We start from the raw sequence: 23,683 nt of genomic DNA on the forward strand, positions 1-23,683 counted from the left end.
TTTATCCGCTTTCCTGGCCGACTTCGCAAGGACCTGCCGGCGCCCCCGGGGCTAGACTGGCAGCGTTCCAGCAAGACGTTTCACGACGGCGGGAGGCGAACCCATGGAGCTGTGGCTGTTCATCGGGGCCCTGGCGGCGGTCTACCTGCTGCCTGGCCCTGACATGCTCCTGGTGCTGCAGACCGGCAGCCAGCAGGGGCACACCCGGGCGCTGGCCACCGCGGTGGGACTGGCCGTGGCGCGCGGCCTGCACGTGGCCCTGGCGGCCCTGGGGCTCGCCACGCTGTTCGCCAGCGCGCCCTGGACCTTCGATGCGGTGCGCTATGCGGGGGGCGCCTATCTGGCCTGGATCGGCCTGCAGCTGCTCCGCTCGCCGCCCGTCACGGAGGGCATCGACGCTGTCAGTGTGGGGATGCTCGACGACGGTCACCGCCGCGCCTGGCGCCGTGGCCTGCTGACCAACCTGCTCAACCCCAAGTCGCTGCTGTTCTGCTCGGTGCTGCTGCCCCAGTTCGTGTCTCCCGGGGAGGGGCCCGTGCTGCTGCAGTTCGCCCTGCTGGGCAGCCTGCTGGTGGGCATCGGCCTGCTGTTCGATGCCGGCTACGCCACCCTGGGGGCCGCGCTGCAGCGCTGGTTCGCCGGCAGCCCGCTGCGGGCGCGCCTGCAGCGCTGGACCTTCGGCTCGCTGATGATCGGCTTCGCCCTGCGCCTGGCCGCCTGAGGGGCCGGCGGCCTTGTCCTGCGTCAAGACGCCACCGTTGCGTCCCGGCGGCCCATCCCCACCCTGTGCCATAGTGAGGCCATGCACATCGACGCGCCTACCCATGCCACCAATGAAAGGAGAGCCCGATGCAGGAACGTGAGGTCGATATCGCCATCATCGGCGCCGGCAGCGCCGGCCTGAGTGCCTGGCACGCCGCCAGCAAGCACAGCGACAGCGTGCTGCTGATCGAGGGCGGGGCCTATGGCACCACCTGTGCCCGGGTCGGCTGCATGCCCTCCAAGCTGCTGATCGCCGCCGCCGAATCCGCCCACCACGCCCGCGATGCCGGCGGCTTCGGCGTGCGCACCGGCCCCGTGGAGGTGGACGGGCGCGCCGTCATGGAACGCGTCCAGCGCGAACGCGACGGCTTCGTGGGGAGCGTGATGAAGACGGTGGAGCGCCTGGGCGAGGACAACCGCCTCGAGGGCCATGCGCGCTTCGAGGACCCGCACACCCTGGTCGTCGGCGACCATACCCGCGTGACGGCACGCACCATCGTCATCGCCACCGGCTCGCGCGGCACCTGGCCGGGCTTCTTCGAGGCGGCAGGCGACCGGCTGGTCATCAACGACGCCGTCTTCGAGTGGGACGACCTGCCCGAGTCGGTCGCCGTGTTCGGCCCCGGCGTGATCGGCCTGGAGCTCGGCCAGGCCCTGCACCGGCTGGGCGTGCGCCTGCGGGTCTTCGGCGTGGGTGGCGCACTGGGCCCCTTCCAGGACGAGGCCGTGCGGGACTACGCCGACCGCACCTTCAACGAGGAGTTCTATGTCGACCCCGACGCCGAGGTGGAGCGCATCGAGCGCGACGGCGACGCCGTGGTGATCACCTTCCTCGAACGCGATACCGGCAGGCGTATCACCGAGCGCTTCGACTACCTGCTCGCGGCCACCGGCCGGCGTCCCAACGTCGACCGGCTCGACCTGGAGAAGGCCGGCCTGGCGGTCGACGACAAGGGGGTGCCCCACTACAACCGCTTCACCCTGCAGTGCCGCAATGCCGATGACAGCCCCAGCCACGTCTTCATCGCCGGCGATGCCAACCAGGAGCTGCCGCTGCTGCACGTGGCCAATACCGAGGGGCGGATCGCCGGCGACAACGCCGGGCGCTATCCGGAACTGCGCGCCGGCACCCGCAACGTGCCCCTGGCGGTGGTCTTCACCGACCCGCAGATGGCCACCATCGGCGCGAGCCGCGCCGAGCTGGAAAAGCAGTACGGCGGCTGCGACTGCATCGCCACCGGCGAGGCCTCCTTCGAGGATCAGGGGCGTGCCGTGGTGATTCGCCAGAATCGCGGCCTGATGCGCCTCTATGCCGAGCACGGCTCGGGCCAGTTCCTGGGCGCCGAGCTGTTCGGTCCCCGGGTGGAGCACATGGCGCACCTGCTGGCCTGGATGCTGGAAGAGCGGCCCAGCGTGAGCCGCATCCTCGAGATGCCCTTCTACCACCCGGTGCTCGAGGAGGGACTGCGCAGCGCCCTGCGCGACCTCAATGCCAACCTGCAGCAGGGCCCGGCCATCACCGAGCGCTGCATGGAGTGCGGGCCCGGAGACTGAGCATGACGCCACGGCTGGCGTTTGCCTTGTTCACTGCCACCCTGCTGGCGGCAGCCCCGGGCGCGTCGGCCTCTCCCGATACCCCGTCGCCCCGGCCGACCATCGGCCTGGCGCTGGGCTCGGGCGGGGCCAACGGCCTGGCGCACATCGCCATCCTGCAGGTCTTCGACGAGCTCGGGATCGTGCCCGACCGCATCGTCGGCACCAGCATCGGCGCGGTGATCGGCGGGCTCTATGCCGCGGGCCTCCCGGCCGAGGCGATCCGCGACATCTTCGACGACGTGGCCGGCTCGCCCCTGGATGCCCTCTCGGGCCTGGCCGAATCGGAGGTGGAGCTGTCGGCGCTGGTGCCGTTCGGGCACGACGATGCCGGGCTGCTCGACTCGGCCGGCTTCCTCCACTTCCTGGCCGGCCATACCGAGGTTCGCACCTTCGACGAGCTGCGCATCCCGCTCGAGGTGGTGGCCACCGACTACTGGACGGGGGAGAGCGTGACCCTCGACGAGGGCCTCCTGTTCCCGGCCATCGAGGCCAGCATGGCGGTGCCGGGGCTCTTTCTGCCCATCCACCATGGTAAGCAGCTGCTGATCGATGGCGGCATCTCCAAGCCCCTGCCCTTCGACCTGCTCTACGGCGAGGTCGATCTGGTCATCGCGGTGGACGTCTCGGGCAGCCGTCGGCAGGAGGATGGCGAGGAGCTCGGCCTGACCGACATGCTATTCAACAGCTTCAAGATCATGCAGCAGGCGATCATCCGACAGGCGCTCCACCACCGGCCACCCGACATCTACCTGCGTCCGGAGACCCGGGGCGTGCGCCTGCTGCACTTCAACCGCATCGACGAGATCCTGCGCCAGACCGAGCCCACCGCCGAGGAGCTCCGTGACCTGCTCGAGGGCTGGCTGGCCCTGCAGGCCGCCCCCTCGCCCTGACGGCACCCGGCCCACCTCACCCGCCAGCTACACTGTGCTCAGCATTCCCAGGAGCGCATCATGGCCCAGCCTCTTCCACCCCTGTCCCGCCGCCGGCTGCTGCGCGGCCTGCTCGCCACGGCGGCCATCACGGCGCTGCCCTCTGCCGGCGGCCTGGCGCGGGCGGCCGAACCGCTGACCCGCGAACTGCTCGGCACCGGCGAGGCGCTGCCCCGGGTCGGCCTGGGCAGCTGGATCACCTTCAACGTCGGCGATGACCCGGTACTGCTCGAGGAGTGCACCGCGGTCATGGCGGCCTTCTTCGCCGCGGGCGGACGCCTGATCGACTCCTCGCCGATGTATGGCTCCTCGCAGGCGACGATCGGCCATGCCCTGGAGCGCCTCGAGGCCGTCGATCGCGTCTATGCCGCGGACAAGGTCTGGACCTCCAGTCCCGCCGAGGGGCCGGCGCAGATCGCGACCTCCCGCCAGGCCTGGGGCGTGCCGCGCTTCGACCTGCTGCAGGTCCACAACCTGCTGGGCTGGGAGGGCCATCTCGAGACCCTGCAGGCGATGAAGGCGGCCGGCGAGGTGCGCCACCTGGGCATCACCACCTCCCATGGACGACGCCATGAGGAGCTCGAGCGCATCATGCGGCACGCGCCGCTGGACAGCGTCCAGCTCACCTACAACATCGTCGACCGCGAGGCGGAGAGTCGCCTGCTGCCCCTCGCCCGGGAGCGCGGCATCGGCGTGATCGCCAACCGCCCCTTCCAGCGCAAGCGCCTGATCCGTCGCCTGGCGGGCAAGCCGCTGCCGCCCTGGGCCGCCGAGATCGGCGCCACCACCTGGGCGCAGTTCATCCTCAAGTTCATCATCTCCCACCCGGCAATCACCTGCGCCATTCCCGCCACCACCCGCGTCGACCATGTCCGCGAGAACCTCGCCGCCGCCCGCGAGCCGCTGCCCGACGATGCCATGCGCCGCCGCATGGCCGACCACGTGCGAGGGCTCTAGGGCATGGTGGGCGGCGCCTGGTGGAGCTATCGCCCCGAGGACCTGCTGATGTTCTCGCCACGGGTCTATGCGCGGCTGTTCGAGTTGCATAACCAGGCGCTGTGGCCCGCCCAGTTGCTCGCCCTGGCGCTGGGCGCCGTGGCACTGGTCGTCCTGCTGCGCCCCGGCCCGCGGGGCACTCGCCTGGTCGCCATTCTGCTGGCCGTGGCCTGGGCCTTCGTGGCCTGGGCCTTCCTGTGGCAGCGCTACGCCCCCATCCACTGGGGCATCGCCTACGTCATCCCGCTGTTCAGCCTCCAGGCGCTGCTGCTGGTGGCCCTGGGCAGCCTGGGCGGCGGGCTGCGCCTGCCGGGTCACTGGAGCGTGCGGCACGGGCTGGGCATCGGGCTGTTCGCCTATGCCCTGGCCCTGCACCCGCTTACCGACCTGGCCACAGGCCGAGGCCTGGCGGGCGCCGAGGTCATCGGACTCACGCCCGACCCGCTCGCCATCGCCACCCTGGGCGTGGCGGCCATGGCCGAGCCGGCCCCCCGCGCCTGGTCACTGATGGTCGTTCCCGCCCTCTGGTGCCTGTTGAGCGCGCTCACACTCTTCCTGCTCGACGCCCCCGGCGCCTGGCTGCCGCTGCTGGCCATCGCCGCGGCCCTGGCAGCGAGGCTGTGGCCGGCAAGCAAGGCCCCGCGTTGACTCGTCCCGCCGAGAACGCGGCCATAGGCTGGTACGCTGGACCTCTCGGTGCCCGATCCTCCCTCTGGCCAGGATACCCGTCCCATGTCCCGATCCCGCCTGTTCACCGCCACCCTGCTGCTGTCGCTGGCCCTGCTGCTGGGCTGCGAACCGGGCGAGCCCCCGGTCACGCGGCTCGACCCGCCCGAGCCTGGCGAGACGCTGAAGGTCGCCACCCGCAACGCCGCCACTACCTACTACCTGGACCGCCACGAGACCCCAGCGGGGCCGGAACATGACCTGGTCCAGCGGTTTGCCGAGGCCCATGGCTGGGAGGTCGAGTGGAGCCTGCAGGGTTCCACCGCCGAGGTGCTGGAGGCCCTGGAGAGCGGCGAGGTCCACCTGGCCGCCGCGGGGCTGACCCACCTGCCCTCCCGCGACGCGCGCTTCCGGCGCGGCCCCGGCCATACCGACATCGTCGAGCAGCTGGTCTGCCACCGCGACATGCGGCCCCTGCCGCGCCGGGTGGAGGAGCTGGCCGGCGTCGAGATCCGCGTCACGGCGGACTCCAGCTATGCCGAGAAGCTCGCGAGCCTGGTCAACCGCCACACCGGTATCGCCTTCGAGGAGGACCCACGCACCACCGAGATGCTGCTGGCCGAGGTGGCCGAGCGGCGCATCGAGTGCACCCTGGCCGACTCCAATATCGTGCGGGTGGTGCGCCGCCACTTCCCGCACCTGGAGGTCGCCATGAACCTCACCAGCGGTGACCGGCTGGGCTGGTACCTGCCCGCCGGGCACCAGGCGCTGGCCGAGATGGCCGGGCAGTGGATGGGGAGCGCCGAGGGGCAGCAGAGCGTCGCGGCGATGGAGGAGCGCTACTACGCCTATATCGGCGAATTCGACTTCGTCGACCTGCGCGCGCTGAACCGGCGCATCGATGAGCGCCTGCCCTCCTTCTTCGAGCTCTTCCTGGCGGCCGAGGAGACCACCGGGATGCCTGCCGACCTGCTCGCGGCCCTGGCCTACCAGGAGTCGCACTGGGACCCCCAGGCCGTCTCGCCCACCGGGGTGCGCGGCATCATGATGCTCACGCAGAATACCGCCCAGTCCCTCGGCGTCGCCAATCGCCTGGACCCGGCCGCGGCGATCGACGGCGGCGCCCGGTATCTCGCCGACCGCCATCAACGGCTGCCCGAGACCATTCCCGAGCCGGACCGCACCTACCTGGCCCTGGCGAGCTACAACATCGGCCGTGGCCACTTGCTGGACGCCCGGGAGCTGGCACGCGAGCTCGGCAGGAACCCGAACTCCTGGGAGGACATGAAGCAGGTGCTGCCGCTCAAGGCCGACAAGCGCTACTACCCGCAGACCCGCTACGGCTACGCGCGGGGCTACGAGCCGGTGCACTACGTCCAGCGGATCCGCAACTACCAGGACGTGATCGGCGCTGCGGTGGCAACGTCGACTGACGATGAATGATCACCTTGTCCTCGCTTCCAGGGGAAAAACCACTACGCCTCCCTGAGCCAGCAGGCGGCGTCAGGCCGCGAGGCCGGTTCCCCCGGCCAGGTGCACGGCGATGACCGCCATCATCACGCCGATGGTGGCGTCGATCGCCCGCCAGGCCAGGGGCCGGGAGAGCCAGGGCGAGAGCGCCGAGCCGCCCCAGGCCAGCAGGCTGAACCAGAGGATCGAGGCAGTAACGGCGCCCGCCACGAAGGTAGCCGCACTCTGCTGCTGGGCACCGATGGCCGGGATCAGCAGCAGGGTATCGAGGTACACCTGGGGGTTGAGCAGCGTGACCGCGAGGGTGGCGAGCACCACCCCCCGGCGGCTGCGCCCGCCCGCAGCGCCGCCGGCCAGCCCCTGCCGCCCGGTGGCGGCGCGATGGAAGGCCTGCGCCGCCAGCCAGGCGAGGAACACCACCCCCAGCCAGCGCAGCGCTTCCATGGCGCTCGGCATGCTCAGCAGCACCGCGCTGACCCCGAACATCCCGGCGGCCAGCAGCAGCACGTCGGTACTCATGCACAGCCCGGCCGACCACCAGTGGTGCTCCCGCCGCATGGCCACCCCCAGCACATAGGCGTTCTGCGCGCCGATGGCGACGATGATCCCACCGCACACCACAAGCCCGGTCAGATAGCTCTCCAGCATCGCCTTTTCCCTCTCCTGGCCCCATCGAGAGTGGCCAGCATAGTCCTGCCCCGTCATGCCGGAAAATCATCCTGCTAATATCACATCAGTTCTGCTAATACTTGGGTGCCTGTCTCCTTCCGATACGGAGGTCCCATGCTGGATTACAAGCTGCTCCAGGCGCTGGCCACGGTGGTCGAGTGCGGCGGCTTCGAGCGCGCCGGCGAGCAGCTGGGCCTCTCGCAGTCGGCGGTCTCCCAGCGTATCAAGGCGCTGGAGGTCCGCCTGGGTCAGCCGGTGCTGATCCGCCACCCGGCGCTGCGGCCCACGCCCGCGGGCCAGCGGCTGCTCAACCATGTCCAGCAGGTCCAGCTGCTCGAGCGCGACCTGCGCACGGCCCTGCCCACCCTGGAGGAGGCCTCCCCCCGGCTGCGCATCGCCCTCAATGCCGACAGCCTGGCCACCTGGTGGGCCGCGGCCGTCGGCGATTTCTGCCGGGCGGAGGGCCTGCTGCTGGACATGGTGGTCGAGGACCAGGACGTGGGCCTCAAGCGTCTGCGCGACGGCGAGGTGGCGGCCTGCCTCTGCGCCAGCGACCAGCCCATCGCCGGGGCCCGCTGCGTGCCGCTGGGCACCATGGTCTATCACCCCTATGCCACCCCGGCCTACATCGCCCGCCACTTCCCGGACGGGCCGACGCCCGAGGCCTTCCGCCAGGCACCGGCCATCGTCTTCGGCCCCCATGACCAGCTGCAGCACCGCTTCCTCGCCAGCTGCGGCTACCACGGCCGCTTTCCCTACCACCTCTGCCCCTCGTCGGAAGGCTTCGTGCGCCTGGCCACCGCCGGCATGGGCTACGGCATGCTGCCGCGGATGCAGGTGGCATCGCTGGTGGCCGAGGGTCGGCTGGCCAGCATCGCCCCCGAGCACTCGCTCGCCGTGCCACTCTACTGGCATTTCTGGCGGCACAGCGGCGAGGTGCTGGAGCGACTGACCGGCGTGCTGGGCGAGATCAGGCTGACGTAGCAGGGCGACCAACCGTGCCCCACAACGGACGGGAAGGAGGCTCGGCATGCCACTACAAAGATAATGCTGCACTGCAACAAGAAAACGCCTATGGTGGTATGGCAACCCCCATGAGGAGGGCAACTGCAATGCATACCCCACAAGCGCAAGCTCGTCCGTTCGATTCCTACGTTCTCAAGTGCTGGGCACATCAGGCCCAACTGCAGCGGACCGCCTTCGAAGCATTCGCCGCCTACCTGGGCTGACGACCCTCACCGACGCGGCACCGTCGACCGGGTCAGGGCCACCCCCCATCCGTGCGACAACTCGATGGCCTCGCCGTCCAGGAGAGTCCCGGCTTTGCCAGCCCCGGTCCGTGGGCACTGGCCCGGCGGCGTAAAGGCTGTATGATGATTGTGCAACATCTTCAGATACGGAGCAGAAAACACGATCGATCATTCTTTCAAGCCAGCACAGGAGGTTCTCATGAAGGTCTACAAACCGGAGTGGCAGTGCACGTTTAGCGTAAACGAGGGCGTGGAAGAATCAGCCAGCTGGAAGGAGCGAATCGCCTGGCGCTTTCGGGAATTCGCCGACAGGCTGGACGGTGGTGGAAGAACGATCAAGATTGACTGCAACGTCACCCCCGAAGTGAGCCGTGAGGACGTCGACACCTGCCTGGAGAAGGGCTTCGCCCTGAGCCAGAGCCTGCTCACCCAGCTCGCCCATCAGGCTGCCTGCGAGGACGTCATGCGTGATGCCAAGGCGGAGCTGTTCGAGGAAGAGCCTCACCGTTGAGGCCGTGACCGTACCTGCCAGTGCAGTCACCGCACCCCATCCGGCCCCGGGCCGGGTGGGGTGTTTTCGTTCAGGCGCGACAGAACGGCCAGACCTGATAGAAGCGCCGACAGCGAAACTCGGCCTCGCAGGCCCCGAGCTGTGCCTGATAGCGGTCAGCCCGGGCGGCCACCTGGCGAGCCGCCTGCCTCACCCGGGGCTTGGCCCGGTAGGTGCCCCGCCGATAGCCACCCTGGCCCTCGTGGTAGGCCAGGTAGAGCCGTTCGGGGTCGTGCAGCGAGAGACCCAGCTGGCGGCGTGATCGTGCGTTGTACCAGCCGATGAAGTCGGTGGCGTGCTTCATGTGGGTACGGCGCGCGAAGAGGCCGCCGGCATCGTCGCGATACTCGCCCCATACCGGATCCTGGGCCTGGGCATAGCCCTTGGCCGAGGACGGCCGCCGCCAGGGAATCACGCCCAGCAGGCGGGTGCGTGGCGGCCGCACATGACTGCGGAAGCTCGACTCCTGCTGGATGAACGCCAGTTGCGTGGCGATCGGGGTGCCCCATCGTTCCTCGGCGGCCCGGGCGTGGTCATACCAGGACGGCTGCTCACGGAAGATCTCGCAGATATTGCGCTGATCCTCCGGCGGCGAGGGCGCCAGCATGGCGCAGCCGCTGGCCACCAGGAGATATCCGCCGACCAGCAGGAACCCCGCCACACGCCGCAAGCAGGCCCCTCTTGCCGGCCTGGTCCCGAGCCAACCGATCGCCGATGCCATGTCGCCCTCCTGTCGCTGGTGCACAGCCCGATACTACACCGGCCACCCCCGTGAGGGCGCGCCTCTGTCTTCAGGGGGCGGGCAAGCCCGCGACCTCGACCAGGAAGGCCTCGATACCCGCCAGGTAGACCGCCTCGCTCTCCAGGAAGCCGGTATTGTGGCTGCCGCCGATCACCAGCATCCGCTTGGGCTCGGGCGCCGCCGCATGGACCGCCTCACCTTCGGCGAACGGGATGATGTCGTCCTCCCGGCTGTGGATGACCAGCACCGGCGCCTCGCTCTGTGCCACATAGGCCGCGGTATCGTAGTCGAAGCGTGATAGCCAGCGGGCCGGCAGGATGGGGTAGAGCCGCTGGGCCAGTTCGGGAACCGAGCGGAACGCCGACTCCAGGATCAGCGCCGCGGGGCGCGCCTCGCCCCGGAGTTCCCGCGCCAGGTTGGCCGCCACCGCGGCCCCCAGCGAACGGCCGAACAGCACGATCTCGCCGGGCGGCAGGCCAGCCGTCTCGCGCAACCAGTGCCAGCCGGCCCGGGCATCGAGCGCCGTGCCCGCCTCCGAGGGGCTGCCCTCGCTCCGGCCGTAGCCCCGGTAATCGAGGATCAGCACCGAGAGCCTCAGGCGGTGGAACTGCTCGATCGAGTCCAGCCGGTGGGAGATGTTGCCGGCATTGCCGTGCAGGAACAGCAGGGCGCCCCGCGACGTCCGAGCCGGCACCCACCAGGCATCCAGTCGCAGGCCGTCCTCGGTACCCAGGGTGACCGGCTGATAGGCCAGGCCGCGGTCCTGCGGGGTGGCAAGGTGCTCGCGTCCGCCCACATGGGGCAGGTAGAGCAGCCGGCCCTGGAAGGCACAGGCCACCATCACCAGCATGGCGTAGACCAGCAGCAGCCAGAGGAGCAGGCGAAACAGGGGATGAAGGTCACTCATCGGCATCCTCGAGACCCGAGGCTCATCCACCAGCCTAGTCCAGCCAAGCCAGGACCAGATTCTCGCCTTGACTTACAAAAAAACACACTATAGTCACAGAGAGGGGCCTGTCCCGCTGCTGGTGGGCCCCGAACCGCAGGACGTCACATCCTGGCCGCCCCTGAGGCCGAGGAGGTCGCACAATGAACATCCCGACCCTGGCATGCGAGCTACCTGATGCAGTTCAAGAGGAACTGGTGGAGCAGCTGTTCCCGATGCCCGACCTGCCCCAGGCCTGCATCGGCCTGGAGACATCACTGGCCCGGCGGCTGGCCGAGGCCAAGGCGCGCCTCGACCGCCTGGAGCATCAGGTCGACTCGCGCGACCTGAGTGCCCTGGCCACGGCACGGGTGGAGTTCGCCCTGGCCTCCCGGGCGCTGGCCGACGAGCTGATTGCCAGGGGGCTTCATGCCCTGGATAAGGGGGACTGATCGCGGCCGGTGGCTTGCGGTCCCCTACCCCGGCGTCCGGAGGGCGACATGGCCCGATTGACACCGCGCAAGATGCCCGAGGGGCCACGACTGTCTCGGATAAGCGACAGCCCCCAGCCCAGCAGGAGCCCGCCTGCTCGCCTTGCGCGCCGATCCTGTTGGCGGCTGGCGACAGTATCAGCACGTTCGCCGAACTGGAGAACCCCGGCAAGGGCACCTATAAAACTATAAATACCTGATTTAAAAGTTAAAATAATGATATTGGCACACCTTTGGCTTGATACTGGGCAGGAGAACGACTCGTCGCGATGAGCGGTTCAAGGAAGAGCCACCCCCTCAGGCGCAAGACTCGTCACGACGAGGGCTCAGGGAAGAGCCACCCCTGACACCCTTCCACCCTGACCCGTCGGGGTGGAATGCCGACAAGCCCCCCTGGGTCATCTCAGGCACCCGCCAGCATGGGATAGCTGAACAGCAGCAGGTGGCTGAGGTTGAGCCCCCAGTGCACCAGCACCGCCCACACCAGCCGGCCCGTCCACAGGTAGACCAGGCCATAGAGCAGCCCGGCCGCGGTGGCGACCAGCACGAAGGCCCCGCCCCCGGTGAGATGTGCCACGCCGAAGAGCCCACTGCTCAGCGCCAAGCCGGCCAGCGCCCCTGCCCGCCCCATCAGCCAGCGCTGCAGCATGCCCCGGAACAGCAGCTCCTCGGCAATACAGGTATTGAGCAGGTTGGCCACGGCGAACACCCAGGCCACCTCCGGTAGACCCGGCTGCCACGCCACCAGCCCCAGCGCCACCGCGAGCCCCATGAAGGCCACGATGCCCGCGACAGCCAGCCATGGCACGGCAAGCGACGACATCCCGCCGACCGGCGACACGCTGCGCCCGAACAACGGCAGCCAGCCGAGCAGCGACCAGGCCACCAGCACCTTGTCGTGGTTGAGGTAGAGGCTCACGGACAGGCTATCCGCCTTCAGCACCTGCTGTTCGACCACCACCAGTCCCTCGTGGCCCGGCCAGGCGTGGAGCACGAGCCCGGCGCTGGCGACGACCCACACCGCGATACGCGCCCAGGCCAGCCAGGGCGGCCCCGGACGGGCCTGCATCCAGGCGCTGAGCGCCACATAGCCCAGCGCCATCGCGACGAAGGGCCAGGTCGCCAGGCCGACGAGCCCCGCCACCATCAGCACCGCCACGGCCCCGCCGATGCGCCACCGCGCATCGGCACAGAGGCCGAGCACGATCAGCGAGAGGGAGTAGAGCATGGATAAGGCGAGCATGGGCGTCCTTGCCGTGTGGCCGGGGCACCCATGATGGCGGCTGCCCGGCGAATCCGCATCCTTCGCCAGGGCCAGCCGGCACGATCGGACAGGTTGGCCCGTCCGCCGCCACTGCATTAGACTGGTCGTCTACACACCGAAGCGAAGGAGCCGCACGATGCAATCCCGCTACTTCACCATCAACGACCATCCCCAGGGCACGCCGGCACGCGAGCTGTTCGAGCTGCATGAGCGGGAACTGCCCTCGCTCGCCGAAGGCGAGGTGCGCATCCGCAACAGCTGGCTGTCGGTGGACCCCTACATGCGCGGCCGCATGAGCGGCGTGACGACCTATATCGCCCCCTTCGAGCTGAACGCCCCCCTGGAAGGGGCGGCCATCGGCGAGGTGATCGAGTCCCGCGATGCGGCCTTCCCGGTGGGCACCAGGGTGCGCCACATGGGCGGCTGGCGGGACATCGCCCAGCTGCCGGGTGACCAGCTGGAACCCCTGCCCACCTTCGAGGTCCCGGAACAGGCCTACCTGGGCGTGCTGGGCATGCCGGGCATGACCGCCTGGACCGGCCTCAACCGCATCGCCGAGATGCAGGAGGGCGACAACGTGCTGGTCAGTGGCGCCGCCGGCGCAGTGGGCTCGCTGGCCGTGCAGCTGGCCAAGGCCAGGGGCGGCACTGTGGTCGGCATCGCCGGGGCCCCCGAGAAGCTCGAGTGGCTGGAGTCCCACGGCATCAAGGCGGTGAGCTACCGGGACAAGGACGCCGCCCAGCTCACCGAGGCGCTGCAGGAGGCCTGCCCCGAGGGCTTCGACGTCTACTACGAGAACGTCGGCGGCACCTGCCTGGAGGCGGCGCTGAACACCCTCAAGGTCGGCGCGCGCATCGCCATCTGCGGCATGATCGCCCGCTACAACGAGGAAACGCCGAGCGCCGGTCCCGGCAACCTGGCGATGATCCTGATCCGCCGTGCCCGCATGGAGGGCTTCATCGTCTTCGACCACTGGGCGCACTATCCGCAGTTCCTCGATGAGGTCGGCCCTCGGGTCGAGAGCGGCCAGCTCGACTACGAGGAGACCGTGGAGGAGGGCCTCGAGCGCACCCCCGACGCCTTCCTCAAGCTGTTCGAGGGCGCCAACCGCGGCAAGATGCTGGTCAGGCTCTGATCCGGGCCGGTGGATGTCGATCACGCAGGGTGCGCCGGCCCGCCGGCGCGCCCTGTTCCACGCCTGACGGCGCTGCCCGGCACTGGAGCGCTATCCCGCCAGCCGAGGAAACGACCATGAACACCATCAATCCCGAGAAGCTGTACCACAGCAAGTGGACCGCGGTAAGGCCCCGGAACAAGGAAAAGCACTTCCTGGTGACGGCGCTGGAACGCGACGCGGAGGAGACGGTGGTAGCGGTGGTTCTCGAGGCCGTCTACACCCGCCGCGAGACCACCCTGCACTGGCAGGCCCTCAAGGATGATGACACCTGGCTGATGGGCTGGCGCTGATCACTCAGCGCTCCTCCATGTCATCCCTCTCGTCCCGCTCGTCCCGCTCGGCGGCCTCGGACACCGATGAGGTGACCGAGCTGATCAGCTGTGGCACGAAGCGCTCCGAGAAGCCCGCCACGAACGACCAGAACAGCAGCTTGGCCAGGTCCGGCCCGGTGCTCGGGTAGGTCTCCTGAAAGATGTGCAGCATGAAGTCCTCGCCCTCCTCGATCTCGTCCCGGGTCGGGAACGAGAAGGCGGGAAAGAGATCGCCGGAGACGATGCCGGAGAGGAACACCAGGTAGAGCACCAGGGCGAACACCCCGCCGAAGATGGGCACCAGCAGGATCTGGAACCAGGAGGCATTGAGCAGCGCGAGCTCCTCGTCCGTGACCTTGTTCAGGCGTTGCTGGATGCTGACGAACCCCCCGATGATGCCGCACAGGGGCACCGCCCAGGTCACCAGGAAACGCTGGTTGTAGAAGAAGGTCAGCGCGAAGATCGCGCCCAGCACGGCGACCGCCACTGTGGTCATGACGATCAGGCGCTTGGTGATGGCATGGATATGCCGGATGCGCTGCATGGTGCGACCTCCGAACCCCGGGGCCTCCCTGCCCGTGGAGCGTCCTTCCCCTGCCTTGACGATAGTCGACCCGCCCGGCCCCCACCACGCGAGGGCTGCCGGCCGGCGACCCGACGGGTGTCGTCGTCCCCCGGGCCAGCCGATGCCGTCAGGGGGACAGCGGAGCTCTCGACCCTCAGCCGCGCGGGTCCAGCACGCCCGCGTAGCGCACCCCGCTGAGCAGGGCCATCTCGCGGTGCCAGGTGGCCAGATCCTCGCGGTTGAACTGGTCCAGCCGGTCGTGGCCGCAGGCCCGGGCCATGACCTGCATCAGCGAGACGGAGGCCTCGAGGAAGTTCTGCAGCTGGCGGGCCGACTTGTCGACGTCCAGCCGCTGGCGCAGGTCCTTGCGCTGGGTGGCGACGCCGGCCGGACAGTTGTTGGTGTTGCAGATCCGCGCGGCCACGCAGCCGATCGACTGGATGGCGCTGTTGGCGATGGCGATGCCGTCCGCCCCCAGGGCCATGGCCTTCACGAAGTCGCTCGGCACCCGCAGCCCGCCGGTGACGATCAGGGTGACCCGGCCGCTGGCCCCCTGCTCGTCCAGGTAGCGCCGGGCACGGGCCAGGGCCGGGATGGTGGGCACGCTGATGTGGTCGCGGAAGAGTGCCGGGGCCGCGCCGGTGGCCCCGCCGCGGCCATCCAGGATGAGGTAGTCGGCACCGGCGTCGAGGGCGAACTGGATGTCACGCTCGATGTGGTTGGCACTGAGCTTGAAGCCCACCGGGATGCCGCCGGTCACCTCCCGCACCCGGTCGGCGAAGCGGCGGAAGTCCTGCACCGTGTGCAGGTCCTGGAAGGTGGGTGGCGAGACCGCGGGTTCGCCCTCCGGGATGCCGCGCACCTGGGAGATCTTGCCGGTGTTCTTGTTGCCCGGCAGGTGACCGCCGGTGCCGGTCTTGGCGCCCTGCCCGCCCTTGAAGTGGAAGGCCTGGACCTTCTCGAGCAGTTCCTCCCGGTAGCCGAAGCGGGCGCTGGCCAGCTCGTAGAAGTAGCGGGCATTCTCCTGCTGCTCCTCCGGCAGCATGCCCCCTTCCCCGGAACAGATCCCGGTCCCGGCCCGTTCGGCGCCGCGCGCCAGGGCGATCTTGGCCTCCTCGGAGAGGGCGCCGAAGCTCATGTCCGAGATGAACAGCGGCATGCTCAAGGTCAGCGGCTTCTTGGCCTCGGGGCCGATGACCAGCTCGGTGGCGACCTCGGCCTCCTCCATCAGGGGCTGGGTCGCCAGCTGGGCGGCCATGATCTGCAGGTCGTCCCAGTGCGGCAGGGTATGGCGTGGCACCCCCATGGCGGTGGTCGGGCCATGGGGGCCCATCTGCTCGAGGCCCTCCCGGGCCAGCCGGTGGATGAACGCCACCGTGGGCTCCTCCCGGGTGGCCTTGGCCTCCGGGGCCTTGGACTGCGGCGACTCATCGCTCTCGCTCTCACCCTGCTTTTCGCCGGGTGCCTGCTTGCCAACCTGGTCATCGGAGAACCGCTGGTGGGTACCGTCGCAGTAGGGCGCATCGGCGGTGTGCTTGCACTGGCACAGGGTGGCCTCGCCATCCTGCTCGGCGACGAAGCTCTTGGGCGTGAAGCCGGTGCCGGCGTGTGAGCCATCGCAGAATGGCTGATCCGCGGAGCGCCCGCAGCGGCAGAAGGCGTACTCCTTGCCCTTGGTCAGGGTCACCGTGACGGGCTTGTTGTCGGCGACCACCGGCCCGCTCGCGGTAGCCTTCTCGCCGGAGGCCTGCTCACTGGGCGCCTCCTTGCCCACCTGGTCGTCGGCGAACCGCTGGTGGGTGCCATCGCAGAAGGGCGCATCCGCGGTGTGCTTGCACTGGCACAGGGTGGCCTCGCCGTCCTGCTCGGCGACGAAGCTCTTGGGCGTGAAGCCGGTGCCGGCATGGGAGCCATCGCAGAACGGCTGGCTAGCGGAGCGCCCGCAGCGGCAGAAGGCGTACTCCTTGCCCTTGGTCAGCTTCACCGTGGCGGGCTTGTTGTCGGCGATGACGGGCTGGCTCATGGTGACGGGCTCCTGATCGGGTTGATGCCGGGAGGAGTGCGAAGGGCGTCGACTCCGCACGGACGTCGTTGAAGCGTGGTGCACCCGGGCGGCGGGTGCCAGCTGCCACCCTACCCGGCCGCCCCGGGCAGGGAAACGCGGGCTCTCAACGCGGGGACGCGGGGACGCGGGAGACAGGCTTACAGTACCACCGCGGTGCCGGCCACGCGGATGCCGCCGGAGGCGGGGATCTCCACCTCCAGCTCACTGGGGCGTCCCATCGCCTCGCCCTGGCGGATGGTCAGCCGCGCAGGGGCCTGGAGCAGCCCGGCATCCCGCAGGTAGCCGCCCAGGGCGGCGGCCGCGGCACCGGTGGCGGGGTCCTCCACGACCCCACCCACCGGGAAGGGGTCGCGGGCGTGAAAGCGCGTGGCGGACTCGCGCCAGACGAGCTGCAGGGTGGTGAGGCCCTCGCGGGCCATCAGCGCCCTCAGGGCCTCGAAATCATAGTCCAGTATGGCGAGTCGCTCGCGGTCCGCCACCGCCAGCACCAGGTGCCAGGCCCCGGCATAGGCCAGCGCCGGGGGCAGGTCGGCCGCCAGCTCCTCGGCCCGCCAGCCCAGCAGGGCGAGGACCTCGTCCACCAGGCCGGGCCCGGGCGGCCGGTGGGCGGGCGAGACGGATTCCAGGGAGGCCCGCCACTCGTCGCCCGCCTGGCTGACCGTCACCGGCACCTCGCCGACGGCGGTCTCCAGCCGGTAGGTGCCGGCGCCTTCCAGGCGGCCCAGCTGCACACCGGCGGCCACGGTGGCATGGCCGCAGAAGCTCACCTCGGCCTCGGGGCTGAAGTAGCGCACCCGGCGATGTTCGCCCTGCGCCGGGGCGAGGAAGGCCGTCTCGGAATAGCCGACCTCGGCCGCGATGCGCTGCATGGTGGAGGCATCGGGCAGCACCTCCCCCAGCCAGACCCCGGCCGGGTTGCCGCCGGCGGGGTCACGGGTGAAGGCCGAGAGTCGATAGAGGGTGCCGGTCATGGGAAAGCACCTCCAGTGGTGGGGTCATCATTCACTATGGCGCACCCGGTCGGGGTAGCAAGCCGGCTCCCGGCGCAACTGGCGCCAGTGAATGCCGCCGCCGGCCTCGCCCTCCAGGCCCGAGGCCACGACGACTACTTGCCGACCAGCCAGTGCGTCACGCCGAGCGCCAGCACCACCGCCGCGATGGCCAGCATCTCCTCCGCGGTGACGAGCTCGGTGTCGAGGATGATCACCTTTCGCGCGATCGCCATCAGCGCCGTGGCGATCACCAGCCGGATCGGCAGGATATTGGTGCCGAGGTAGAGCCGGATGTTGATGAAGATCTCCACGGCGATCAGCACCACCATGAAGGCGCCGAAGATCAGGAAGATATCGCTGACCTCGAACAGCATCACCGGCGGGGCCATGAAGCGCGAGTAGAGCACGTAGACCACGTCCAGCACGCCCCAGATGATCACCAGCACCATCAGCACCGCCAGAATCTTGATGGCGAAGCGGATGACGAGGTGCAGCCTGCGGATCAGCGGGTCTTCATGCTCCTTGGGGAGTTCGTCGTGCATCAGCCGCGGCGAACGGCCCTCGGTGCTCTCCTCGTGTTCCATGGCGTATCTCCTGAGCGGCTTGCCGGCAAGCGAACGCGCCGGCCCGGTGCGCTGCTCCAGCATATGGCGCCGCGCAGGAGGACACCAGACGGCAGGATGGGCTGTCGGTTATCGCGCCCGCGACTATCGGGTTACCAGCAGTGCCTCGACCAGGTCGGCCAGGCTCGCCTCGCAGCGTGCCTCGGGGGCCTTTTCCTCGTCGCCCGGGCGATACTTGCCGGAGCGCACCAGGCACGCCTGCAGGCCGACCGCCATGGCGGCAGCCACGTCGCACTCAACGTCATCGCCCACCATCAGCGCCTCGCCGGGCGCCACCCCGGCCTCCTCGAGCACGGCATGGAAGAAGTCGCCCGCGGGCTTGCCCAGCACCCGCGCCTCGACGCCGGCGGCGTACTCCAGGGCACGTACGAAGGGCCCCGCATCCAGGTGCAGCGTGCCCGCCTGACGGAAGTAGCGATTGGTGCCCACGGCGAGCAGCGGCGCCCCGTCCAGCAGCAGGCGGAAGGCCTCGTCGAGGTGGGCATAGTCCAGGCGCTGCTCGGCATCGCCGAGCACCACAGCGTTGGGCTCGCCCGGGGGCAGGTCGGCGAACTCCGGCTCAAGCCGCTCGTGGATCAGCAGGTAGGGGCAGAGGCGATGGCGCTCGAGATAGCGACGGATCGCGCCCGGGGCGGTGAACACCTGTGCCGACTCCACGGCGAAGCCCAGCCGCTGCAGTTCCTCGCAGACCGCCGCCGAGGTCTTGCGCGAGGTATTGGTGAGAAAGCGCAGCGCCAGCCCGCTCGCCTGCAGCCGCGCCACCGCCTCCACGGCACCTGGCAGGGCCTCGCCGTCCTCGCTCAGCACGCCACTGATATCGAGCAGTACTGCCTTGAGCATGGTCGTCTCCTGGCAACGTTTCCATCAGCCTAGCCTCTGGAAAATCGATCGTCCGGCATCGCGCTGTTCGGAGGCGGGTAATCGCACTGCGCACTTCACGAAGACTTCTCGCCAATGGGGCCCATCGCGGGAGTACGATGCGGGGGGGATGAAATTCTCATCCATATTGATGGTGGTCATGGCACAGAAGGCTGATGTATCTCTAGTCCAGTGATAGGGTTACATTTCATGGAATGCGGTAATCTGCAATGACTCGTCACCGACGGCGGATACCCTCGACCACCGCCAGGACCCTTCCGATATCGTGACCTCCTTTCACCACGTTCCCCAGGCGGCCACCCACGACCAGGCCGCCCTTCTCGATCGGCTCCAGACACCGATCTGGATCTTCGATATCGAACAGGAACGGATGCACTATGCCAATGCCGCGGCCGTGCGACTCTGGGGAGCCGAAACGCCGCAGGCGCTCTATGCCCGTGACTTCTCCTCGACGATGAGCGAGGCGACGCGGCGACGCCTGGCGGACTACCTCCCGCGCCTGGCAAGGGGCGAGACCATCGATGAACACTGGAGCTTCTACCCGGGCGGCCAGGCCATCTCGCTGCACTGCCGCTGCAGCCGTTACTTCACGCATGAGGGACGCACCGGCATGCTGGTGGAAGGGCTGGAAAGCGACATCTCCCTGGATGCCTCCAGCCTGCGAGCCCTGGAGGCGGTCAGGCACACGCCCATGATGGTCTCGGTGTTCGATGGTCAGGGGCGCCAGCTGGTGCGCAATCCGGCCGCCCTCGCCGCCCGTCGGGGCCAGACCTCCTTCGCGGCCTGCTTCTCGGACCGCGACCTTGCCGAGGGGCTCCTCCAGCGGCTGGAAGGCGAGCCGAGGACCTCCCTGGAGGCCATCATGCGGGTCGACGACAGCGAGCGCTGGCATCATCTCGACCTGTGCCGCGCCACCGACCCCAAGACGGGCCTGCCGATGATCGTGATGGGCGAGCTCGACATCACCCCGCGCAAGACGCTGGAGACCGCCCAGCTCGTCTCGAAGCGCCAGCTGGAGGTGGTCATCGAGGGCCTGGACGTGGGCCTGCTGCTCGAGGACGAGCAGCGCCGGGTCATCGTGGCCAACCAGGCCTTCTGCGACCTCTTCGGCATCGATGCGCCGCCCGAGCACCTCGTGGGCATGGACTGCCAAGAGGCCGCCCAGTCCACCAAGGCGTACTTCACGGAACCGGAAGGCTTCGTGGCGCGCATCGAGGAGCTCATCGTGGCCAGGCGCAAGCAGAGCCGCGACCTGCTGGCCATGGCAGATGGCCGCTTCCTCGAGCGCGCCTACACGCCCCTGTTCGTCGCCGACCAGTACCATGGTCACCTCTGGGTCTATCGGGACATCACCCGGCAGCGGCATCAGGAAGCCGATTGGGCCCGCAAGGCCAGTACCGACCCCCTGACCGGGCTGGCCAACCGCCGCTCCTTCGACGACGCCGCCAGAAGCGTCGCCAGGTCGGTCAAGGACGACGGTAGCCAGGCGGCCCTGCTGATGATCGACATCGACCGCTTCAAGGTCATCAACGATACCCTGGGCCACGCCGAGGGCGACAAGGGCCTGCGGCTGCTGGCGGACACCCTGCGACACCACCTGCGCCAGAGTGACCTGCCCTGCCGCACCGGCGGGGAAGAGTTCATGGTGATCATGCCCGGCATGTCCGCCGAGGAAGCCTGGGCCGTCGCCTGGCGCCTGCTGCGCCAGATCGCCGAGGCCACGATCGAGGCAGAGACGCTGCCCTTCCACTTCACGGTGAGCATCGGCGTCACCTGCTTCCTGCCGGGCGACGCCAGCGTCGAGGCCGTCACACAGCGCGCCGACGCCGCCATGTACCAGGCCAAGCGCGAGGGCAGAAACCGCGTGGCGGTTCGCTGGTAAACGCTCCCCGCCATCGCGCCAGGCGTTTGGGACGCTGATAGTTCGGATTCATTAGGGATCCCGCTTTCCCGATGGTAAGTTGCCGACGTCTTTCGCCATGAGCCGTTCCACGTCGATGAAAACCCCCGAACAGGCACGCCTTTTCGCGCTTCGGCAACTCAACCTCCTCGATACCCCGTCCAGCGAGAGCTTCGATCGCCTCACTCGAATGGCCAGCCAGCTCTTCGACCTGCCGATCGCCGCGGTATCGCTGACGGATGCCGATCGCCAGTGGTTCAAGTCGAGGGTGGGGGTCGATCACCGTGAGATCCCCCGCGAGAGGGCGCCCTGTGCCGATGTTTCCGCCTCCGCCGAGGTCGTCGTTATCCCCGACTTGCTGGCCTCGAGCTGCTACCGGGACAGCCACCTGGCCCGCACGGGCATCCGCTTCTATGCCGGGGCGCCGCTGACCACCCGGGAAGGCCATACACTGGGGGCCATGTGTGTCCTGGGGCAGGCGCCCCGTGAGATCACCGAGCAGGAAAGGGCGGCGCTGGTCGACCTCGCCGCCATGGTTATGGCCCAGATCGAACTGCAGCACGCCTTCGGCAGGGTCGATCCCCTGACGGGCATGGCGAATCGCGGCCAGTTCGACGAGGACCTGCAGGACCTGGCCCTCGATGCACCCGACGAGCGGCGGGCCGCCCTCTTCACCGAGGTGGTCGAGCCCAGCCAGCTGAGCGCCCTGCACCGCACCATGGGGCCCGCCTTCCTGGACGAGCTGACCCAGGTATCCGCCCAATGCCTGCAGCAAGCCATCGGCCAAGGGTCGCGGCTCTACTACCTCGGCGGCTGCCAGTTCGTGCACCTGGTGGCCGTGGACAGCGATGCCGGCCTCATCGACCATGCGCTGCGCCTGCGTGAACACCTGATGGCGCTCGAGTCGGCTCGCGAAGTTCCCGTGCTGGTGCGGCCGGTGGTGGGCATCGCCTCCTTCCGGCTGGGCGAGACGACCGCCTCCGATATCCTGCGCAGCGCCCATGCGGCGAGCCTGGACGCACGCCAGATGGGAGAGGATGCCGGCGTCTTCTCCACGGAGCTGGACCAGCGTTTCAAGCGCCGCAGCATGCTGCTCTCCGATATCGAGCGGGCCCTGGAGAGCGAGGACGAGCTCTATCTCGTCTTCCAGCCCCGGGTTGCCGTGGCGAGTGGTGTCTGCCAGGGGAGCGAGGCCCTGCTGCGCTGGCGACATCCCGTCCTTGGCGAGGTCTCGCCGGCGGAATTCATTCCGCTGATCGAGAACACACCCATGGCCCGGACCCTGACGGCCTGGGTGGTGCGCCGAGCGATTCGCCAGGCCGCGCTCTGGCACGAGCAGGGGCGAGGGCTGCGGATCTCGATCAATGTCTCGGCGACCAACCTGGAGGAAACGGACTTCGCCGAGCGGGTACTCGCGGAACTCCACCAGGCTCGCCTGCCCGCCGACGCCATCGAGCTGGAGGTGACCGAGAGCGCCCTGATCGGCAAGGGGCAGGCGGCGGCCTCCCAGCTCGATGCGCTGATCGCGGCGGGCATCCTGATCGCCATCGACGACTTCGGCACCGGCTACAGCAGCCTCTCCTACCTGCACGAGATACCGGCGCATATCGTCAAGATCGACCGAGGCTTCATCACCCACCTGGGCGAGGATGCGCGGACCCGGACACTGGTCGGTTCGATGATCGGTATGGCCCATGACCTGGGTTACCGCGTCGTCGCCGAGGGCGTGGAAAGCGAGGCCGCCCTCGCCTGCCTGGACGAACTGGGCTGCAACGAGGTGCAGGGGTACCTGCTTGCCAGGCCGCTGCTGCCCAGCGCCTTCGAGACCTGGCTTGCCGGGCGGGCGTGACACGACTCGGCTGACTCAGTGCCCCCGATTGCCGACGCGCCCGGGGCTAGACCACGCCTTTCCCCCAGCCATAGACGGCCCCGATCACCGCGCCGAAGATGAGATGGGCGATCAGCATGGACAGTGGTGCCACCAGCCCGAAGCCCAGGCCGAACAGGCCGGAGCCCGCCAGGGGAAAGACCGTGACCATCACCACCAGCCAGCTGCCCACGCCGAACTCCAGGCCCCGGCGGGTAGGGGTGCGGCCCGGGAGATAGGGGACCAGCAGCGCAAACAGCAGCCCCCAGATCAGCGTGCCCACCACGAAATGGATGCCCCAGGCCAGCAGCCGGCTGTCCGGCGCGCCGAGCAGGTCCTGAGCGGCCAGGTTCATGACCTCGATGGGGTCGTACCAGGGGATGATGCCCGCTGCCAGGCGCAGAATCAGGATCAAGGAGATGACCAGGGTGGCCGCGAACCCGGCCATCAACCCTCGTAACAGGCGAGTGCTCATGGCGTCCTCCCTGCGGTGGCTGTGCCTTTCAGTGTAGTCACGCCCTCGGAGACGATGCACAGGGCCAGGCGCCCGGCAAGCCTCGCCCCTGCGCTCACATCGGGAGGCCTCGATCAGCCAAGCCGGGTATTGCCGTGGGCATCGATGGGGAACCCCGGGTTGTGAGCCACCTCCCAGAGGTGGCCGTCGGGGGTCGGCGAAATAGCCGGAGTACCCGCCCCACGCCGCGAGGCTGGCCGGCTTGACGACCCGCCCGCCGGCGCGCTCGGCCTCGTTCAGCACGTCATCCACCTCGGTCTCAGAGTGCACGTTATGGGCCAGGGTAATGCCGGCGAAGCCGCCGCCCGCGTCCACCACACCGACATCACGAGCCAGGGCGGCGCGAGGATAGAGCGACAGGATCAGCCCGTTGAGCTGGAAGAACACCACCTCGTCATCCACCGCCATGCCCGCCCCAGCCCAACCGCTCATAGAAGCGCCGCGCCCGCGCCAGGTCGCCGACGCCCAGGGTGATCAGAC

Annotated in this window: 23 protein-coding genes; 13 read left to right on the plus strand and 10 right to left on the minus strand. The window is 69.1% G+C overall.

The genetic code is table 11. The features are described from left to right. Nucleotides 1-103: 103 nt before the first annotated feature. From P8934_RS15215 to mltF, 6 genes are all read left to right on the plus strand, one after another. The gene (locus P8934_RS15215; protein WP_138181307.1) at nt 104-721 is read left to right on the plus strand and encodes a LysE family translocator; all 618 of its coding nucleotides are present in this window, start codon (nt 104-106) and stop codon (nt 719-721) included. A gap of 128 nt (nt 722-849) precedes the next feature. Next, entirely contained in the window at nt 850-2,316 is a 1,467-nt protein-coding gene (locus P8934_RS15220) for a dihydrolipoyl dehydrogenase (RefSeq protein ID WP_278031794.1), read from the plus strand. A 2-nt stretch (nt 2,317-2,318) separates the two neighbouring features. Beyond that, complete coding sequence (locus tag P8934_RS15225; protein WP_278031795.1) at nt 2,319-3,248, plus strand: patatin-like phospholipase family protein; 930 nt, start codon at nt 2,319-2,321, stop codon at nt 3,246-3,248. A gap of 60 nt (nt 3,249-3,308) precedes the next feature. After that, nucleotides 3,309-4,244, plus strand: coding sequence for an aldo/keto reductase (locus P8934_RS15230; RefSeq protein WP_278031796.1), 936 nt, complete (start codon nt 3,309-3,311; stop codon nt 4,242-4,244). A gap of 3 nt (nt 4,245-4,247) precedes the next feature. Beyond that, a complete protein-coding gene (locus tag P8934_RS15235; protein ID WP_278031797.1) occupies nt 4,248-4,931 on the plus strand; it encodes a DUF6064 family protein in 684 nt (227 codons plus the stop codon). An 84-nt stretch (nt 4,932-5,015) separates the two neighbouring features. Beyond that, on the plus strand, nt 5,016-6,392 hold the full coding sequence (gene mltF / locus P8934_RS15240; RefSeq protein ID WP_278031798.1) for a membrane-bound lytic murein transglycosylase MltF: 1,377 nt from the start codon (nt 5,016-5,018) through the stop codon (nt 6,390-6,392). Nucleotides 6,393-6,452: 60 nt separating this feature from the next. Here the strand turns inward: mltF and P8934_RS15245 are convergent, their stop codons facing one another. Next, entirely contained in the window at nt 6,453-7,067 is a 615-nt protein-coding gene (locus tag P8934_RS15245; protein ID WP_278031799.1) for a LysE family transporter, read from the minus strand. A gap of 135 nt (nt 7,068-7,202) precedes the next feature. On the opposite strand from P8934_RS15245, the gene P8934_RS15250 reads away from it, so the two are divergent. Next, a complete protein-coding gene (locus P8934_RS15250; RefSeq protein WP_278031800.1) occupies nt 7,203-8,072 on the plus strand; it encodes a LysR family transcriptional regulator ArgP in 870 nt (289 codons plus the stop codon). A gap of 465 nt (nt 8,073-8,537) precedes the next feature. Further along, on the plus strand, nt 8,538-8,849 hold the full coding sequence (locus P8934_RS15255; protein WP_133635756.1) for a hypothetical protein: 312 nt from the start codon (nt 8,538-8,540) through the stop codon (nt 8,847-8,849). Between the two features lie 70 nt (nt 8,850-8,919). Here the strand turns inward: P8934_RS15255 and P8934_RS15260 are convergent, their stop codons facing one another. Both P8934_RS15260 and P8934_RS15265 read right to left on the minus strand, forming a co-directional pair. Continuing rightward, nucleotides 8,920-9,558, minus strand: coding sequence for a lysozyme-like domain containing protein (locus P8934_RS15260; RefSeq protein WP_278031801.1), 639 nt, complete (start codon nt 9,556-9,558; stop codon nt 8,920-8,922). A 121-nt stretch (nt 9,559-9,679) separates the two neighbouring features. Next, nucleotides 9,680-10,537, minus strand: a complete 858-nt coding sequence (locus tag P8934_RS15265) for an alpha/beta hydrolase (RefSeq protein WP_278031802.1) — start codon at nt 10,535-10,537, stop codon at nt 9,680-9,682. Nucleotides 10,538-10,719: 182 nt separating this feature from the next. Between P8934_RS15265 and P8934_RS15270 the strand changes: the two genes are divergently transcribed. Beyond that, a complete protein-coding gene (locus P8934_RS15270; RefSeq protein WP_278031803.1) occupies nt 10,720-11,007 on the plus strand; it encodes a hypothetical protein in 288 nt (95 codons plus the stop codon). Nucleotides 11,008-11,449: 442 nt separating this feature from the next. Here P8934_RS15270 and P8934_RS15275 read toward each other — a convergent pair whose 3' ends face one another. Then, nucleotides 11,450-12,289: a CPBP family intramembrane glutamic endopeptidase gene (locus P8934_RS15275; RefSeq protein ID WP_278031804.1), complete on the minus strand. Its 840-nt coding sequence runs from the start codon at nt 12,287-12,289 to the stop codon at nt 11,450-11,452. 157 nt (nt 12,290-12,446) lie between these two features. On the opposite strand from P8934_RS15275, the gene P8934_RS15280 reads away from it, so the two are divergent. Then, nucleotides 12,447-13,445, plus strand: a complete 999-nt coding sequence (locus P8934_RS15280; protein ID WP_278031805.1) for an NADP-dependent oxidoreductase — start codon at nt 12,447-12,449, stop codon at nt 13,443-13,445. Nucleotides 13,446-13,561: 116 nt separating this feature from the next. Next, nucleotides 13,562-13,777 carry a TIGR02450 family Trp-rich protein gene (locus tag P8934_RS15285; protein WP_278031806.1) on the plus strand — a complete coding sequence of 72 codons (216 nt, stop codon included), beginning with the start codon at nt 13,562-13,564 and terminating at the stop codon, nt 13,775-13,777. 4 nt (nt 13,778-13,781) lie between these two features. Here P8934_RS15285 and P8934_RS15290 read toward each other — a convergent pair whose 3' ends face one another. The 5 genes from P8934_RS15290 to P8934_RS15310 all read right to left on the minus strand — a co-directional run bounded on the left by P8934_RS15290 (nt 13,782) and on the right by P8934_RS15310 (nt 18,883). After that, entirely contained in the window at nt 13,782-14,342 is a 561-nt protein-coding gene (locus tag P8934_RS15290; protein WP_278031807.1) for a hypothetical protein, read from the minus strand. A gap of 175 nt (nt 14,343-14,517) precedes the next feature. After that, entirely contained in the window at nt 14,518-16,386 is a 1,869-nt protein-coding gene (locus P8934_RS15295) for a glutamate synthase-related protein (protein WP_278031808.1), read from the minus strand. A 179-nt stretch (nt 16,387-16,565) separates the two neighbouring features. Next, nucleotides 16,566-17,399, minus strand: a complete 834-nt coding sequence (locus P8934_RS15300) for a PhzF family phenazine biosynthesis isomerase (protein ID WP_278031809.1) — start codon at nt 17,397-17,399, stop codon at nt 16,566-16,568. Between the two features lie 134 nt (nt 17,400-17,533). Beyond that, nucleotides 17,534-18,004, minus strand: a complete 471-nt coding sequence (locus P8934_RS15305; protein ID WP_098180643.1) for a phosphate-starvation-inducible PsiE family protein — start codon at nt 18,002-18,004, stop codon at nt 17,534-17,536. A 123-nt stretch (nt 18,005-18,127) separates the two neighbouring features. Further along, entirely contained in the window at nt 18,128-18,883 is a 756-nt protein-coding gene (locus P8934_RS15310; protein ID WP_278031810.1) for a TIGR01458 family HAD-type hydrolase, read from the minus strand. Nucleotides 18,884-19,187: 304 nt separating this feature from the next. Here P8934_RS15310 and P8934_RS15315 point away from each other — a divergent pair, with 304 nt between their 5' ends. Both P8934_RS15315 and P8934_RS15320 read left to right on the plus strand, forming a co-directional pair. Beyond that, nucleotides 19,188-20,804 carry a sensor domain-containing diguanylate cyclase gene (locus P8934_RS15315; RefSeq protein ID WP_278031811.1) on the plus strand — a complete coding sequence of 539 codons (1,617 nt, stop codon included), beginning with the start codon at nt 19,188-19,190 and terminating at the stop codon, nt 20,802-20,804. 115 nt (nt 20,805-20,919) lie between these two features. Then, a complete protein-coding gene (locus P8934_RS15320) occupies nt 20,920-22,671 on the plus strand; it encodes a sensor domain-containing phosphodiesterase (protein WP_278031812.1) in 1,752 nt (583 codons plus the stop codon). 46 nt (nt 22,672-22,717) lie between these two features. Here the strand turns inward: P8934_RS15320 and P8934_RS18785 are convergent, their stop codons facing one another. Beyond that, on the minus strand, nt 22,718-23,611 hold the full coding sequence (locus P8934_RS18785; RefSeq protein WP_347403440.1) for a DUF6789 family protein: 894 nt from the start codon (nt 23,609-23,611) through the stop codon (nt 22,718-22,720). Between the last annotated feature and the right edge of the window lie 72 nt (nt 23,612-23,683).

It is taken from the genome of Halomonas sp. CKK8, from assembly GCF_029625235.1.
Lineage (GTDB): Bacteria > Pseudomonadota > Gammaproteobacteria > Pseudomonadales > Halomonadaceae > Halomonas > Halomonas ventosae.